The organism is Nostoc sp. (assembly GCF_036917655.1).
Lineage (GTDB): Bacteria > Cyanobacteriota > Cyanobacteriia > Cyanobacteriales > Nostocaceae > Nostoc.
Genome location: NZ_JBALCY010000043.1, coordinates 1 through 15114, shown reverse-complemented (window position 1 = coordinate 15114; position 15114 = coordinate 1). Strand labels below are relative to the sequence as shown.

Annotated in this window: 13 protein-coding genes and 1 pseudogene; 7 read left to right on the top strand and 7 right to left on the bottom strand. The window is 41.1% G+C overall.

Annotated elements, in window-relative coordinates; translation table 11 throughout:
- The first annotated feature begins 145 nt into the window (after window positions 1-145).
- Window positions 146-937 (top strand): WecB/TagA/CpsF family glycosyltransferase, encoded by a 792-nt coding sequence (locus tag V7K30_RS16005; protein WP_335000796.1) that lies wholly within the window; start codon window positions 146-148, stop codon window positions 935-937.
- A 13-nt stretch (window positions 938-950) separates the two neighbouring features.
- Here the strand turns inward: V7K30_RS16005 and V7K30_RS16000 are convergent, their stop codons facing one another.
- A complete protein-coding gene (locus tag V7K30_RS16000; RefSeq protein WP_335000795.1) occupies window positions 951-1088 on the bottom strand; it encodes a hypothetical protein in 138 nt (45 codons plus the stop codon).
- A 228-nt stretch (window positions 1089-1316) separates the two neighbouring features.
- Window positions 1317-2465: an endo-1,4-beta-xylanase gene (locus V7K30_RS15995; protein WP_335000793.1), complete on the bottom strand. Its 1149-nt coding sequence runs from the start codon at window positions 2463-2465 to the stop codon at window positions 1317-1319.
- A gap of 56 nt (window positions 2466-2521) precedes the next feature.
- Between V7K30_RS15995 and V7K30_RS15990 the strand changes: the two are divergent.
- A pseudogene (locus tag V7K30_RS15990) lies at window positions 2522-3038 on the top strand (FtsX-like permease family protein); the annotation flags it as partial.
- A gap of 358 nt (window positions 3039-3396) precedes the next feature.
- Here the strand turns inward: V7K30_RS15990 and V7K30_RS15985 are convergent.
- Entirely contained in the window at window positions 3397-4053 is a 657-nt protein-coding gene (locus V7K30_RS15985) for a GAP family protein (protein ID WP_335000791.1), read from the bottom strand.
- Between the two features lie 369 nt (window positions 4054-4422).
- Here V7K30_RS15985 and nifJ point away from each other — a divergent pair, with 369 nt between their 5' ends.
- Complete coding sequence (gene nifJ, locus V7K30_RS15980; protein ID WP_335000789.1) at window positions 4423-8124, top strand: pyruvate:ferredoxin (flavodoxin) oxidoreductase; 3702 nt, start codon at window positions 4423-4425, stop codon at window positions 8122-8124.
- 329 nt (window positions 8125-8453) lie between these two features.
- Here nifJ and V7K30_RS15975 read toward each other — a convergent pair whose 3' ends face one another.
- From V7K30_RS15975 to V7K30_RS15965, 3 genes are all read right to left on the bottom strand, one after another.
- Window positions 8454-9494, bottom strand: coding sequence for an AI-2E family transporter (locus tag V7K30_RS15975; protein WP_335000787.1), 1041 nt, complete (start codon window positions 9492-9494; stop codon window positions 8454-8456).
- 174 nt (window positions 9495-9668) lie between these two features.
- The gene (locus V7K30_RS15970; protein ID WP_335000785.1) at window positions 9669-9821 is read right to left on the bottom strand and encodes a lmo0937 family membrane protein; all 153 of its coding nucleotides are present in this window, start codon (window positions 9819-9821) and stop codon (window positions 9669-9671) included.
- Window positions 9822-10231: 410 nt separating this feature from the next.
- Window positions 10232-11464, bottom strand: coding sequence for a DUF4336 domain-containing protein (locus tag V7K30_RS15965; RefSeq protein WP_335000783.1), 1233 nt, complete (start codon window positions 11462-11464; stop codon window positions 10232-10234).
- Between the two features lie 151 nt (window positions 11465-11615).
- On the opposite strand from V7K30_RS15965, the gene V7K30_RS15960 reads away from it, so the two are divergent.
- From V7K30_RS15960 to V7K30_RS15950, 3 genes are all read left to right on the top strand, one after another.
- Window positions 11616-12236, top strand: a complete 621-nt coding sequence (locus V7K30_RS15960) for a hypothetical protein (RefSeq protein WP_335000781.1) — start codon at window positions 11616-11618, stop codon at window positions 12234-12236.
- Window positions 12237-12331: 95 nt separating this feature from the next.
- The gene (locus V7K30_RS15955) at window positions 12332-13297 is read left to right on the top strand and encodes an acetamidase/formamidase family protein (RefSeq protein ID WP_335000779.1); all 966 of its coding nucleotides are present in this window, start codon (window positions 12332-12334) and stop codon (window positions 13295-13297) included.
- Between the two features lie 24 nt (window positions 13298-13321).
- Window positions 13322-13687, top strand: coding sequence for a TSUP family transporter (locus V7K30_RS15950; RefSeq protein ID WP_335000777.1), 366 nt, complete (start codon window positions 13322-13324; stop codon window positions 13685-13687).
- 113 nt (window positions 13688-13800) lie between these two features.
- Here V7K30_RS15950 and V7K30_RS15945 read toward each other — a convergent pair whose 3' ends face one another.
- The gene (locus V7K30_RS15945) at window positions 13801-14379 is read right to left on the bottom strand and encodes an NADPH-dependent FMN reductase (RefSeq protein WP_335000775.1); all 579 of its coding nucleotides are present in this window, start codon (window positions 14377-14379) and stop codon (window positions 13801-13803) included.
- A gap of 108 nt (window positions 14380-14487) precedes the next feature.
- Here V7K30_RS15945 and V7K30_RS15940 point away from each other — a divergent pair, with 108 nt between their 5' ends.
- A complete protein-coding gene (locus V7K30_RS15940; RefSeq protein ID WP_335000773.1) occupies window positions 14488-14976 on the top strand; it encodes an NUDIX hydrolase in 489 nt (162 codons plus the stop codon).
- Window positions 14977-15114: the final 138 nt, after the last annotated feature.

The window sequence follows — 15114 nt, the reverse complement described above, 5'->3', positions numbered from 1 at the left end:
TAGATAAATACAACCAAGAAGACTTAGTTTGGTTAAATATTTCAATATTTGAAGTATTTAAATATTGCTAAAAATTAATTTTCAAACACTCACCTTGGCTGTGAAATAAACTTTCATACTTTCCCAAAAAAAACAAAAGTAAGATATGAAAAAGCGATTTTCTTATAAACTTCTTGGTGCTCAAGTGGATGCACTCTCTATCCTCGACTTAAATTTATTGATTGAAGAATCTATTGATAAGAATCAGAAATGGATTATTGCCAATCACAACCTGCATAGTCTTTATCTCTTCCATAATGCTCCAAAAATGCAAGCTTTTTATGCCAAGGCAAAATATACCCATATTGATAGTATGCCTCTAGTGTTTATTGGAAAGCTGTTGGGTTTTCCAATGAAACGAGAACAAAGAGTAACCTATGCTGACTGGATATGGCCTTTGATGGCGGAAGCAGCTAATAAAGACTGGCGTGTATTTTATTTAGGTTCGAAGCCAGGAGTTGCTGAACAAGGAGCAAGTATTTTGCGCCAGAGATTTCCTGGTTTACAGATTGCTTGCGCTCATGGCTATATTGGCATGGATAAAGATAGTCAGCAAAATCTTGCTACTCTGGCTGCAATTAATGCTTACAAACCCCATATATTAATGGTGGGGATGGGTATGCCACGCCAAGAGTATTGGATTTCCGAAAATCTTGAACATATTCACACCAACACTATTTTGACTAGTGGAGCCTGCATGGACTATGTAGCAGGAGCAATACCCACTCCTCCTCGCTGGATGGGAAAGGTCGGCTTGGAATGGTTGTATCGCTTGTTGTGTGAACCTAAAAGACTTTGGAGACGTTACTTACTTGAGCCTTGGTTTGTTGGCACATTATTTTTACGAGAAATTTGGAATATCTCAAGTCAACAAAAAAATAATAAGTACAAGACTTAACAAGTCTGTAGCGTTATCGAATCTCTGAAAGCCTTACCAGTAGGTTGCTCAGTTCGTTATGAATTTCTTCTCCAACCCATGCTAACCACAAAGGTTTTAATACTTTCAAGTTCCCATGCTCGTTGAGACGTTCCACCCTGAGTAGGGACATTAGACCTCTTGCAAAAGTCCCTGTAAATATGAGAGAAGTAGGAGAGTAAAATTTATGCTAAAAAGCTTAAGCTTATTGAGAACTAAAAACGAAAAATCAAGCTTTTCAAGCACATTTTACTAAAATAAGTAGGTATTTTTACAATAGTGGAATAAGTTCTTAGAATAATACTTAAAAGCGCTATTTACGCCTCGGTGGAGTATACTTTACTGGTAATGAAAGAGTTGCTTACTGAAAAGCCTGGGCGATAGCATTGCGGGCAAGTTTAGGTTGTAGGTTCTCATCGAAGGGAAGCGGACGCAGAAATTTCCAGAGATTTGGATTGTCTCTAAAGGTTTTTCTTGGCATCCAATCGGGATGACGTATCCAGGTATGACGATCGGTAAGCCCCCATGTAATCACAGTATCAACTTTAGCCGCAAAGCACAGATCAAGATATCGCTTGTAACTGTCGGCTACCATCTGGTCTAGCTTTTTGATACTATCGGGTAGTGGGGTATCAATGATAATATCTAATTCTGTGATTATTGGTTTAACTTCAAGATCATTAAGCCGTTTTAAGACGGAATTAAATCCTTTTTCGTCAAAAGCATAGTCAGTAGAAAACCATAGATGCGACTGGATACCTGCCCCATCAATTTTAACCCCATTATTCTTGAGATATTCGACCATTTTTAAGAAACGGTCTGATTTCCATGTAGCGCCTTCGATGCCGAAATCGTTGACGTAAAATTTCTTGCTGTTATCAACTGAAGCGGCAATTAAAAACAAGTCTCGAATCAATTCTGGTTTTACCCCTTTACGCAAACCGTAGGTAGCGTTGTCAGTTTCATTTTCATTATCAGCGATAATTTCATTAGCAATATCCCAAGACTTTAAAACGGGGCTATTGCGATAATGCCCCATGACTCCCGTAACATGGCGTTCGATCATCTTAAGTGTAGGAGGGTAAGGAACCCAGTCTGGTCTTTCCATGTGCCAGAAAAGGGTATGCCCGTGCAGTTCTATATTATGCTTTTGGCAGAAATCAGCGATCGCATCTGCGAATTCAAAGGTAAATTTTCCTGGCTGTGGTTCAGTGGCGTTCCATTTTAATTCACCATTCGGTGTCGCAATGGAACATTCACGAGCAATCAGGTTAGCGTAATCTTTCTCTGTTTGCAAAAATTCACCAGAAATTGCTGCGCCATAACGCTTTCCTTTGGCGGCAGCTAATTGCCGAAGGGGAGAATTTACATTTGTACTTGTATAATTTGCCATAGCAGCATTCATGCTATGGTCTTCTTTTTGCTTATCCTTTTGTAAAAACCCCATAGTCAATAAAGCAGAAAGGGTTGTATATCCTGCTCTTTTTAAAAATTTTCTCCGATAAGGCATAAATTATATTTAATAAAAAATACACATTCTGTAATTATTATATTACAAAATAAGTTCAAACAGGTAAATTGGACACGGAACTGATTAGTAAAGCTGTCTTTGTTAAGGACTTGTTTACTGATGGTGCTTCCTTTGCTACCGATGTAATGCGATCGCCAGTGACTCTACCTTTCTCCAGCTATTCCTAGAGCGGAAACCCGATTGCATCGAAGTTGGGTTAATCACGCTTAAACCAAATACTAATCCAGCAAAAGTGCGCTCGAACTTGTCGGTAGGCTACCTAAAGATGTTAGAGTTCTGACTCCAAAAGAATTTGCAAAAGTGGAGAGAAGTTACTGGCAAGCTGGTACTGGCGTTGGTTTCATTTTCGATTTAGGTACAGCAGTCGGGTTTATTGTTGGCATCGTGATTGTCTACCAAATCCTTTACTCTGATGTTTATGACCACTTGCCAGAATACGCCACCCTAAAATCAATGGGATACACTGATAACTATCTCTTGGTAGTCCTAATTAAAGAAGCATTGTTATTAGCTATCTTAGGTTTTCTTCCTAGATTCATCTTTATCTTAGGAAAGGAATTTTGTGATGTAAAAAAGCAGCAATTAACAAAACTTCGCCGCCAAATTGGTTATATTTTCCAAGCTCATAACCTGATGACTTTTTTGACAGCTAAAGAAAATGTGCAAATGTCTCTAGAGTTGCATGAGCCCAACCCAGGCAGCGCAGACATAACTAAGCAGGTGCGATCGCTTCATTCAGCAAGAATCTTTCAAAGGCTTACTGGTGTCTCTGCGGCTCATCGATTAAATATCGGCAATGCCAAGGATTTGAAGCCATGAACCAAACAATTAAAAACCAAGGCGGATGATACTAGCACTTTAAGTGAGTAACATCAGTCAGCTTTTAAATAAATTTCGCTCTGACAAAAAACTATCTAAAAAACTGAATAAGACTGTTGACAATCAATAAAACCCCAATTCCACTTAAAATAAAGGGTAAAATTTTGCTCGTCCAACTATTTATTCGATAATAAAATTGTTCTAAATAACTAACAATATTGTCATTAAACACAAGATAAACAGCAACTATTATAAATAATGGAAAGATAAAAATCAAATCGTATAATGCCCAAATTAATATAAATATTGGGATTGAAATATGAGCATCAGTCAATTGCTTGAGGGCGGCAATATGAGGCAATGTAGTTGGAGTTTCAACGGCGACAATAGTAAAACCTAAGAAAAAAGTGTGCTGGGGCTTAAGTGAAAGAGGGTGTAGAGTTTTTGTAGAAGGTTTAAAAAATTTTGGTGCGTTACATCCGACAATCAATAGTCCTATTCCTACAAGGAATTGTAATCCATAAATACTTTCACCAACAAAATTTAAAACTTGTTGAATTACTTGTATCATACCCCAAGCAATTAACAGTCCTGAAATCAAAAGCCCAACATATTCCCCAAGGGTAAAAGCTAATGCACGGATCACAGGTTTCGGTGTACTCAGTAGATAAATTTGTACTGCAAAGCCATTAGGATTAATACTGCCAATTACTGAGATCGCTGCCAGAGAAAGTAAAAAAGAGATCATGCTTGAATAGCAAACTGGTTTTGAGTTTTGTTTAAGTAAAATATATCAGAGATTCCCGACCCTAGACCCCACAAAAAATAATAAATTGCTTTCAAGTCTTATCAAACAGAGACTTTGGTTATTGAGTACATTATTAATACATATTAATAGATGCAGGATTGCGAATGAGATATTAATAGATGCAGTATTTGTTGAAAGTTAACTTCCGAGCCAAAAGTCATCAATAAATTATCCTTTAAACACGGAGTAAATCTTACCGAGAAATCTTTAATGCATATAGTCCACTCACTTTTTAGTTCTGGCTATTTCTGATTCTTATATTCACGCATTCTGATAATGCACTTTACAGGCAAAGACAAAAATCAAATTATGAACAAAACCTTTGCAACCATCGACGGGAATGAGGCTGTTGCCCGTGTTGCTTACAAACTAAATGAAGTGATTGCCATTTATCCCATCACCCCCTCTTCAGCAATGGGTGAATGGGCAGATGCTTGGTCAGCAGAAAGTCGTCCCAACCTCTGGGGTACTGTTCCCAGTGTCGTGCAAATGCAGAGCGAGGGAGGAGCCGCAGGCGCTGTGCATGGAGCATTGCAAACAGGTTCCCTGAGTACCACCTTTACGGCATCTCAGGGATTATTGTTGATGATCCCCAACTTCTATAAAATTGCTGGTGAACTGACTAGCGCCGTAGTTCACGTTGCAGCCCGCTCTTTGGCGACTCATGCTTTATCAATTTTTGGTGATCATAGCGATGTGATGGCAGCTCGTGCTACTGGTTTTGCTTTGCTGTGTTCCGCTTCGGTGCAGGAAAGTCAAGATTTTGCTCTCATTGCCCATGCTGCTACCTTAGAGACGCGAGTCTCGTTTATGCACTTCTTTGACGGCTTCCGCACTTCCCATGAAGTGCAGAAAGTTAAACTGCTGTCAGATGGAGATTTGCGATCGCTCATCCACGATAATCTAATACTCGCCCACCGCAGCCGTGCGCTCACCCCAGATCGTCCAGTCTTGCGGGGAACTGCCCAAAACCCCGATGTCTACTTCCAAGGACGGGAAGGGGCTAACCTTTACTACAACGCTTGTCCAGAAATTGTCCAGCGGATCATGGATCAATTTGGAGAACGCACAGGAAGGCATTACCAAATCTATGAATATTACGGGGACAACAATGCCTCGCGCGTTATCGTTCTTATGGGTTCAGGCTGTGAAACCGTCCATGAAACAATAGATTACCTTAACGCCCGTGGTGAAAAACTTGGTGTAGTGAAAGTGCGACTTTACCGCCCCTTTGATGTCCAAAGGTTTGTTGCAGTATTGCCAACTAGTGTAAAAGCGATCGCTGTCCTTGACCGCACCAAAGAAGCTGGTAGCGCCGGGGAACCGTTGTATTTGGATGTTGTGGCTGCTATCCATGAGGCGTGGGGAGAGAGAAGGGCAGGGGGGGTAGGGGAAGCAGGGGAAGCAGGGGGAGAATTCCTAACTTCTAACTCCTCACTCAGCACTCAGCACTCAGCACTCAGCACTCCTAAAATTGTGGGTGGTCGTTACGGTCTTTCTTCTAAGGAATTTACTCCGGCGATGGTGAAGGGTATTTTTGACAACCTTGCCGAAGCTAAACCAAAAAATCACTTTACAATTGGGATTAATGACGACGTTAGTCATACTTCCTTGAGCTTTGACTCTAATTTCTCTACAGAATCGGATAATGTTGTCAGGGCAATGTTTTATGGATTAGGTGCTGATGGCACTGTTGGTGCTAATAAAAATTCCATCAAGATTATTGGTGAAGAAACCGACAATTACGCCCAAGGCTACTTTGTCTACGATTCCAAGAAATCTGGCTCGATGACTGTCTCTCATCTGCGCTTTGGCAAAGAACCAATTCGCTCTACTTACTTGATTGACCAAGCCAACTTTATTGGTTGTCATCATTGGGGATTTCTAGAACGCATAGATATTTTAAAGGCTGCTATTCCTGGGGCGACTTTGCTGCTTAACAGTCCCTATGATGCAGATAGCGTTTGGGAAAATCTGCCGCTGAAGGTGCAGCAGCAAATTATCGATAAGCATTTGAAGTTATATATCATCAATGCTAGCCAGGTTGCGCGTGAAAGTGGCATGGGTGGACGTATTAACACTATTATGCAGGTATGCTTCTTTGCCTTAGCGGGTGTCTTGCCACAAGAAGAAGCGATCGCTAAAATCAAACAAGCGATTGATAAAACCTATGGTAAAAAAGGCGCAGAAGTTGTCCGCATGAACTTGCAAGCTGTAGACAACACCCTAGACAACCTGCATAAAGTAGACATCCCACAGACAATCCAAAATCCAAAATCCAAAATCCAAAATCCAAAATTGCTAGACTCTGCTCCCGAATTTGTGCGGGAAGTTCTGGGCAAAATCATGGTGTGGGAAGGTGATGACTTACCTGTTAGCACACTACCGGTTGACGGCACTTTTCCCGTAGGTACTGCCAAGTGGGAAAAACGTAACGTTGCCGAAGAGATACCTGTATGGGAGCCGGATGTCTGCGTTCAATGTGGTAAGTGCGTGATGGTTTGTCCGCACAGTGCCATCCGGGCAAAGGCTTATCAGGTGGATGAGTTAGTCAATGCACCAGCAACCTTCAAGTCAACTGGTGCAAAAGATAAAGACTTTGCCAATCAGAAATTTACCATTCAAATTGCCCCAGAAGATTGCACAGGATGCACTATTTGTGTAAATATTTGCCCTGCTAAAGATAAATCTGAGCCATTGCGGAAAGCGATTAACATGGCACAGCAGTTGCCTTTACAAGAGCAAGAGCGGAAAAACTGGGATTTCTTCTTGAGTTTACCTAATCCTGACAGGCGATCGCTAAAATTAAACCAGATTCGCCAACAACAACTGCAAGAACCTTTATTCGAGTTCTCTGGTGCTTGTGCAGGTTGTGGTGAAACACCTTATTTGAAATTATTAACACAATTGTTTGGCGATCGCGCCGTCATCGCCAATGCGACAGGTTGTTCCTCAATTTATGGTGGAAATCTCCCCACAACTCCTTGGACAACCAACGCCCAAGGACGCGGCCCAGCGTGGTCTAATAATCTATTTGAAGATAACGCGGAATTCGGTTTTGGCTTCCGCCTCTCCCTCGACAAACAAGCTGAGTTTGCAGCGGAATTGTTGCAACAGTTGGGGAGTGAAATAGATGAAAATCTTGTCTACTCCATCCTCAAAGCTGAACAAAAATCTGAAGCTGACATTTGGGAACAGCGGGAAAGAATAGAACTGTTGCAGCAGAGGTTAGATGAAATCCTAACTCTCGACCCCAATCGTTCGACTGAGCGACTTGTACCGAGCGAAGTCGAGGTAAGCCGAAGTCTAAAATCTAAAATCCAAAATCTAAAATCCCTTGCTGACTACCTGGTGAGAAAAAGCGTCTGGATTGTTGGCGGTGACGGTTGGGCTTATGACATTGATTTTGGTGGCATCGATCATGTAATTGCTAGTGGTCGAAATGTGAACATCCTAGTAATGGATACAGAAGTGTATTCTAATACAGGCGGTCAATCTTCCAAAGCCACACCACGAGCAGCAGTTGCTAAATATGCCGCCAGTGGCAAGCCTGCGCCTAAAAAAGACTTAGGGATGATTGCCATGACCTACGGAAATGTCTACGTAGCGAGTGTAGCCCTTGGTGCTAGAGATGAACATACTCTCAAAGCATTTCTGGAAGCAGAAGCTTATGATGGCCCATCACTGATTATTGCTTACAGCCATTGCATCGCTCACGGCATTGATATGACCACAGGGATGAATCATCAGAAAACTCTGGTAGAATCAGGTCGTTGGTTGCTGTATCGGCATAATCCAGAGTTGCTCAACCAGGGTAAAAATCCATTGCAATTGGATATGCGATCGCCTACGCAATCTGTAGAACATTCGATGTATCAAGAAAATCGCTTCAAAATGCTCACCAAGAGCAAACCCGACGTTGCCAAGCATTTGTTAGAACAAGCGCAAGCTGAGGTCGATGCCCGTTGGCAGATGTACCAATATCTGGCAAAGCGTCATGTTCGTGACTAACGTCGTGATGTTGATGACTAAGTAACTCAACCAAATTAAATGTAAGACCTCACTTTCATTAGACCTCTTGCAAAAGTCCCTAACACCCTACCCCCAACTCCTCCCCGCTTGCGGGGCTACGGTGTACACACAAGTCGAGTTGGGAATCAAATGGAGGGAAAAGAACGGAAAATTATTTTTAAAATCCTTGATTTGACCTTAGAACTCTATCAATCAGCTGACATTATTGATAATCAGCTTGCTCAACTCAAAACCTTGCCAATATCCGGCTTGTATCTTAGCAGGCAAGGATTTTAGGACTTGTGTGTACAATCACAACCAAACACTTTTCAAACATCCTCTAAAGACGGTTCTTCAAGCGTAAACTCATCAATCAGCGTAATTATCACCGCTGCCGCAGGCACTGCAAGCAGTATACCAATAAATCCAAATAGCTTACCCATTACCAGAAATGTCACAATCACCATTACCGGGTGAATATTAACTTGCTGACCCATCACCACAGGCTGAACAACATGGGCATCTACTTGATTCATTACAAAGAAAAGTATCAGCACAAATACTAGCTTTAGCGGTGAAATACTCAATGCTACTAATGCTGGTAAAAAAGCACCAATAATTGAACCAAAGTAAGGAATTATTTCAAATAAACCTGCAATAATCCCAAATGGCAGGGCTGAGGGAATCCCCAAAATCAAAAGTCCAAACGTTGCTCCAGCACCCAGAAATATCATCGCTATCCCTGTCCCAAAAATCCAGCCCCGCAATCTTGTCTCGCAATCCTTAAGGATTCGTTTAAACCGCTGATGATGTCCCCTTGGTACTAATCTTAAAATCCCTTTCACTAAGGAATTAGGATCGTAAGCCATGTAAAGCGCTAGAATTAAGGTCGCTACCAACTCCACGGTTAAACTCAAAGCTTCACCTAAGAAAACTGGTACTCCAGCCAGTAACTGGTCGGTCAAGTTCCGTAATTGGATTAGTGCTTGAGAGATGTCAGGAATAAAAGTAAATCTCTGACGTAGTTGCTCAACATCTCCTGTTAATCTATTGAGATAAGTTGGTAATGTTTTTATTAATTTTTGAGACTCAAACGTCACACTAGGTAGGACTACAGTAGCTAATACTACAATAAATCCGACGATTAATCCAATTAATAACAGAACAGCAACATCCTGTGATTTGACTAACTTTTGCAAAAACCGTAATAGCGTTCGCAAAATTAAAGCAATCAATGCTGCAATAGTTAAAAGTTCTAATACTGGTAAAAGTTGGTATAGGATGTATAGTACCACAGCTACCATTACTGCCAATGGCGCACCACGAGTTAACTGCGACCATCCATTGTCTGTATCTCTAGGATTCGCCATTACTATGACTTATTCTTCTGTTGAGCATTATTTAAATGACGGTTCGATAAATTAAGCTTTTTAGCGATTTTTGCGTAATTCCTGTTACTGAAGTACACAAATCGAATCTCAAAGCCAGCCAGAAAGCCTGTTTTACTTCTGAATACTAGATTTGGACTGTCATGAGTTATTCATTTACACATCACGCGCCTTGAAAAAATTGTAAACGGCAAGTCCAATAGCTAAAAGTAATACTGCATGAATTAAATTTCCAGCAATATGAAATACCAATCCTAATGCCCAAAAAGCAATCAGTACAACAACAATACCCCAAATTATACTAAACATATATTTACTTTTGCTCAAGTGATTTTTATTTATTTAGATATTTTATCATTTAAATTGAGTTTTATTCTAAATAAGTCGGCGAGAAAAATTCAATTTATATGAAGAAATATAAATTCTCAGTAGGGTGTGTTATGCCGTAGGCTAACGTACCTTGAATCGTTGACGGTGCAGCTTAACCGAACCGTATTGGTGGTAGCACTGCCGACAGAATCTAGTAAATAAAAAAAGATGCTAAAGGCAAATACCTCCTTCACATCTCTAAATCTCTATGTCATCGGAATTTATTTACAGCTAAATACAATACTTGTATTGATTTTGAAGCAAACTCAAATGCTAATTGACACTATTGATTTTTGGCGGTAGTAACTACTACCTCATTAATCACTTCTTTAAAGTTACAAAAAACTCTCCTACACTTTCTCTTTTGCTGCTGGTACAATGCCAAACTTATTTAAACCTGCATCGATTTCCCTAAGTGCTTTAAAATCCTCCTCTGGTAAAGGATAGCTGCTACTGCCAAACAAACCCCCACTGACAGCAGGCTGCTTTTCCAAAAAAGAGAAAGCTTGACGAAACTGATGCGGCTCGGCTTTAATCGGTGAATCAAAGTGGCAGGGAATAATCCACTGGAAGTCCCAACTCGCAACTTTATCAGCCCAATCAATGGTTTCTTGAGGTGCGCGATTGAGAATCAGCGTCTGTAAAATTGGTGCAACAAACAAACGTCCATTCCCTCGCAGAGCATCAAACGATCGCTGCCAATCTGAGTGCCATTTAAAGGGATACAATCCAAAATAAGCTTTCTTTGAGCGTTTTGGTGCTTTCAAAGCATCTTGCAACATCTGACTCCATTGAGGTATATCTAGTGTGCTTGGTTGAAAGTACAAAGTAAACAACGAGATGCGCTGCCAACCCTTACGGCGATTTACTTCAATGTCTACAACAATATCATAAGCATGATCCTTGGCATGGAATAGCAAGGGATATGGATCTAATAGAACGATCGCAGGTGGATCTTCTGGGATAGAAAGCACAGAATCTGTTACTAAAAGAGTATGCGATCGCTTGTGGAAAAAAGCAACTTCCGCAAACCGACCAGGCCCAAGGTGGATGGGGCCCAGCATTGCATAATCAAACTCGTCAGCAAAGGGTGTTTTGCTACTATCTTCTGGGAGTACTTGAGTCCGTTTTGAGGGTAAGCCAAGCCAGCTAAGGGGGAGATTTAGCGGGAAACTCCACTGATAGGGAGCCACAAACACCTGTGCAGTCAGAAAGTATCTGGCGAAGGGGCCGACGAAGATTTTATGTTCTATACCGGAGATAGTTGGCAGGATGATGTACTTAATGTTACCATATTTTTCCACCAACTCATTCACAAGCCGGATGCACTCTGGGGTTGGTGCAACAGGCGCATAGACGAGAAGACCCCGAGCTTCGAGCTTAACAACAGTCATGCGAATCGGTACAACAACGTAGAAAATGCCCTGAATCTGGTCAAAATTCCAGATTGTGTCTTTGACCACTTCTTTGCGGATTGTCTGCCGCCTGCCATAAGGGTAGAGTGGCAGAACAGGCCATAATCCCCATGAAAAGTCTTTTGGATGTATCTGTTGTGCATTGACTATGCATTTATCATCAGCCACTCTGCAACCCCTCCAAATTCCCTGATCAAATTGTTTTTATTGCTATCCCCGAAGTTGGAGTTTAGCAAATTATTGAGATAATCATATCAATTCCTAATTCCTCATTCGTAATTCGTAATATCTCTGGCTTAGTTCATTCACGATAAAAATTATGAGCAAATATAGAATTTTAAAAACCGAGCAAAGTTACACTTTTAGTCAATATTTTTTGTTACCTAATCCTACAATAGATGTAGTAGCTGAGTTTGAGTACGCCTACGAGCGTACAGAGCTAGAATTACCAAGATACTTTGCTGATATTAGCTATTTAGAATTTTTACAAAAATATTTGCAGCGCAATATAAAGCTTTTTAACCCGACGGCTGAGATATCAATCAGAGAATTTATGATTGCTCCTATCCTTGCTGAAATCTGCGATCAGACAAAAGCTCAACTATATAGTGAGTATCCAATTAATGTGGATGAAAAGCTCAAAGGTACTTTGGATTATTACTTACATAAATCTAACTCCCTATTAGTGATTGAAGCCAAACAATCAGATATCAGAAGAGGGTTTACACAGCTAGCAGTAGAATTAATCGCTCTGGATCAGTCTCTAGATGATCAATCATCAATTTTATTTGGCGCAGTTACTAATGGAGATGACTGGAAATTTGGTACACTCAATAGACAACAGAAGCTAATTACAGAAGATATTAAACTTTATCGTGTCCCTGAAGGTTTAGAAGATTTGGTACGAGTACTAGTAGGCATCCTTTCATCTGAGGTTTGACGGAATGACGGGAGTTGAAAAACAGCTTAAAGACTTATTTAGGAGGACACTCTGACGCGGAGAGTTTTTTTGAGCAGTGATTAGGCGGATATAATATGACTCACTATATTTTAAAAGCTACCAAGGAAACTGTGCATCTAGGTGGTTTCTCCCATCTGCTAAAACCAGCACTCATGATTGATTCTGGGGATACGGTTGACGTAGAAACTTATACTGGTTACTACATTTATGACAAAGCACCACCTGAGTTTGTCACACCAGAATTTCTCGACATCTGCCAAAATCTTGTACCAGAACGCAAAATTGCCGGGGGGCCGCATTTACTCACAGGGCCAATTTATGTGCGCGATGCCGAACCAGGGGATGTTTTAGAAGTACAATTAGATGCGATCGCACCTCGTTTACCTGTCGGCTTCAATGCCATTCGTACAGGTTGGGGAGCTTTACCACATCAGTTTCCTCAACCTGCGTTGAGATTCATTCCTCTAGATTTAGCAAACAATATCGCTGAATTTCCAGCGGGGGCTGGCATAAAAATTCCCCTCAAACCGTTTTTTGGAATTCTTGGTGTCGCTACTCCAGAAACCTGTCGAACTTCTGTCCCACCAGGTTCTTACGGCGGTAATATCGACAATCGGGAATTACAAGCTGGTTCTTGTTTATTTTTGCCGATTTTTGTACCAGGTGCATTATTTTCTATTGGTGATGGGCATTCGGCACAGGGAGATGGCGAGGTAAATGTCACCGCCATTGAAACTTCCATGAACGGTAGAATTACCCTCAAACTTCGCAAGGATTTACAACTGACAACACCAATTGCCGAAACTCCAACTCATATCATCACAATGGGCTTTGCTCAAACCTTAGATGAAGCCTTGGAACTGGCTTTAAAAAACATGATTGATTTTCTGGAACGCTTCATAAATTTGTCGCCAGAAGATGCTTATGTATTGTGTAGTTTGGCTGTGAATTTTCACATCACTCAAGTTGTGAACAGTCCCCAAAAAGGTGTGCATGGAATGCTACAAAAATCAATATTTTCTAAAAAAATTAATTTATAATTTGCAATCTACCAACCATTTTTTATGTCTAATATCTTTATCGAACTGTTGTTAATCGGTTTAGTTTCTGGCGTTGCTGGCGGGATATTTGGTATCGGCGGCGGCGCAATTATGATTCCGGCAATGGTGTTAGTAATTGGTTTGGATCAGAAGTTAGCTACAGGAACTTCTGTGGCTGCTCAAATTTTGCCAATCGGCATTTTAGCAGCCTTAGTTTACCATCGCAACGGTAATCTTAATATCAAATATGCCCTGATTATTGCAGTTGGTTTAATTGTGGGTAACTTCTTCGGGGCATTGTTTGCAAATCAGCCGTTTATTAGCAGCGAGTTGATGAAAAAGCTGTATGGCATCTTTGTGTTAATGATAGGTATGCGTTATTTACTATAGCAATCCGAATTGAAATGTGAGAAAATACGGAGATTAAAAGTACGTATTTATAGGCTTTTCAGCGATTTTCGTTTTCACAAATGATTTAGGATTGCTATATCAAATTGAAGAGTTTAATTAAGCTTCAGCAATATCTTTGTTAAGCCATCGCCTAACTTTTCAATAGATTCCTGCTGTTTAGGATCTTTTAACGTACCATCGGCATTAAAGGCTTCGTAAGCTTTGGGTACTGCTATTTGGTCGGGAAGTACCAAAACTTTGATGTTTCCCAAGATAGACCGCAGGTGAACCAACCCCCGCAAACCACCAAGAGCGCCTGGGGAAGCGCTCATAATGCTAGCAACTTTACCTGCAAAAGCAGCCAACGGTATTTCATTTGGGGCTGGACGAGATGCCCAATCAATCGCGTTCTTCAAAACTGCTGTGAGTGAACTGTTATATTCCGGCGAAGCAATCAGCAATCCTTGATGAGAAATCAGCAAATCCTTAAAAGTGCGGGCGTTGGCAGGTAGTCCTTCTTGAGCTTCCAAATCTTCATCAAACAGAGGTAGGGGCAAATCGCGGAGGTCTATATAAGTTACTTCTGCGCCTGCTGCCTTAGCGCCAGCCGCCGCGATTTTTACCAATTTTTTGTTGTAAGAATCAATCCGGGTGCTACCGGCAAAGGCGAGGATTTTGGGTGTAGATGCCATAGTTCTAGGTTGAATGGGAAGGATTGACCAGTTCAGCTGCATTATCCTGTTTTCAGGCGATCGCTATTTGCTACCTTTAGATTTTCTTTAGAAACTTTCTCTAAGATTATGGCGAATTGGTCAGACTCTTATCTCGGCAAGTTACGACAAGTTGTAGGTGAGCGCCTACTTCTGTTGTTTGGCGCACGCGTGATTGTCGAGGATAACTTGGGGCGCGTTTTGTTGCAAAAGCGAAGTGATTTCAAACTTTGGGGGCTACCTGGTGGCTGTCCTGAGGTAGGTGAATCTGCCGAAGAATGTTCAGCACGAGAGGTTTTTGAGGAAACTGGTTTAACGGTTAAGCGTTTTGAAGCTGTGGGGTTTTCTTCTAATCCAGCCTTTGAAACTGTAACCTATCCCAACGGCGATCGCGTGCAAAACTTCATTTTGATTTTGCGAGCTGTTGAATGGGAAGGCAGCCTCGCTTGCTTAGATGGAGAATCGCTGGCGCTGGAATTTTTTGATTTGACGGACTTACCTGCCCTAATGCCAAATGACCACCCTGTTTTAGGAAAGTTTCAAGAGTACAAGAAAAGCGGCGAATTTCTGTTATTCTGAAAATCTGGTGATAACTTTTCAAGTAGGGGCCTACATCTGTGATTAAAGGCTCTTCAGTACTTGTTATGCCAAACTAATAAATAAAATGCCAATTTAATAAGCATCTGACTCTAAAATTTTCAAAGCTTCTAAATCCAT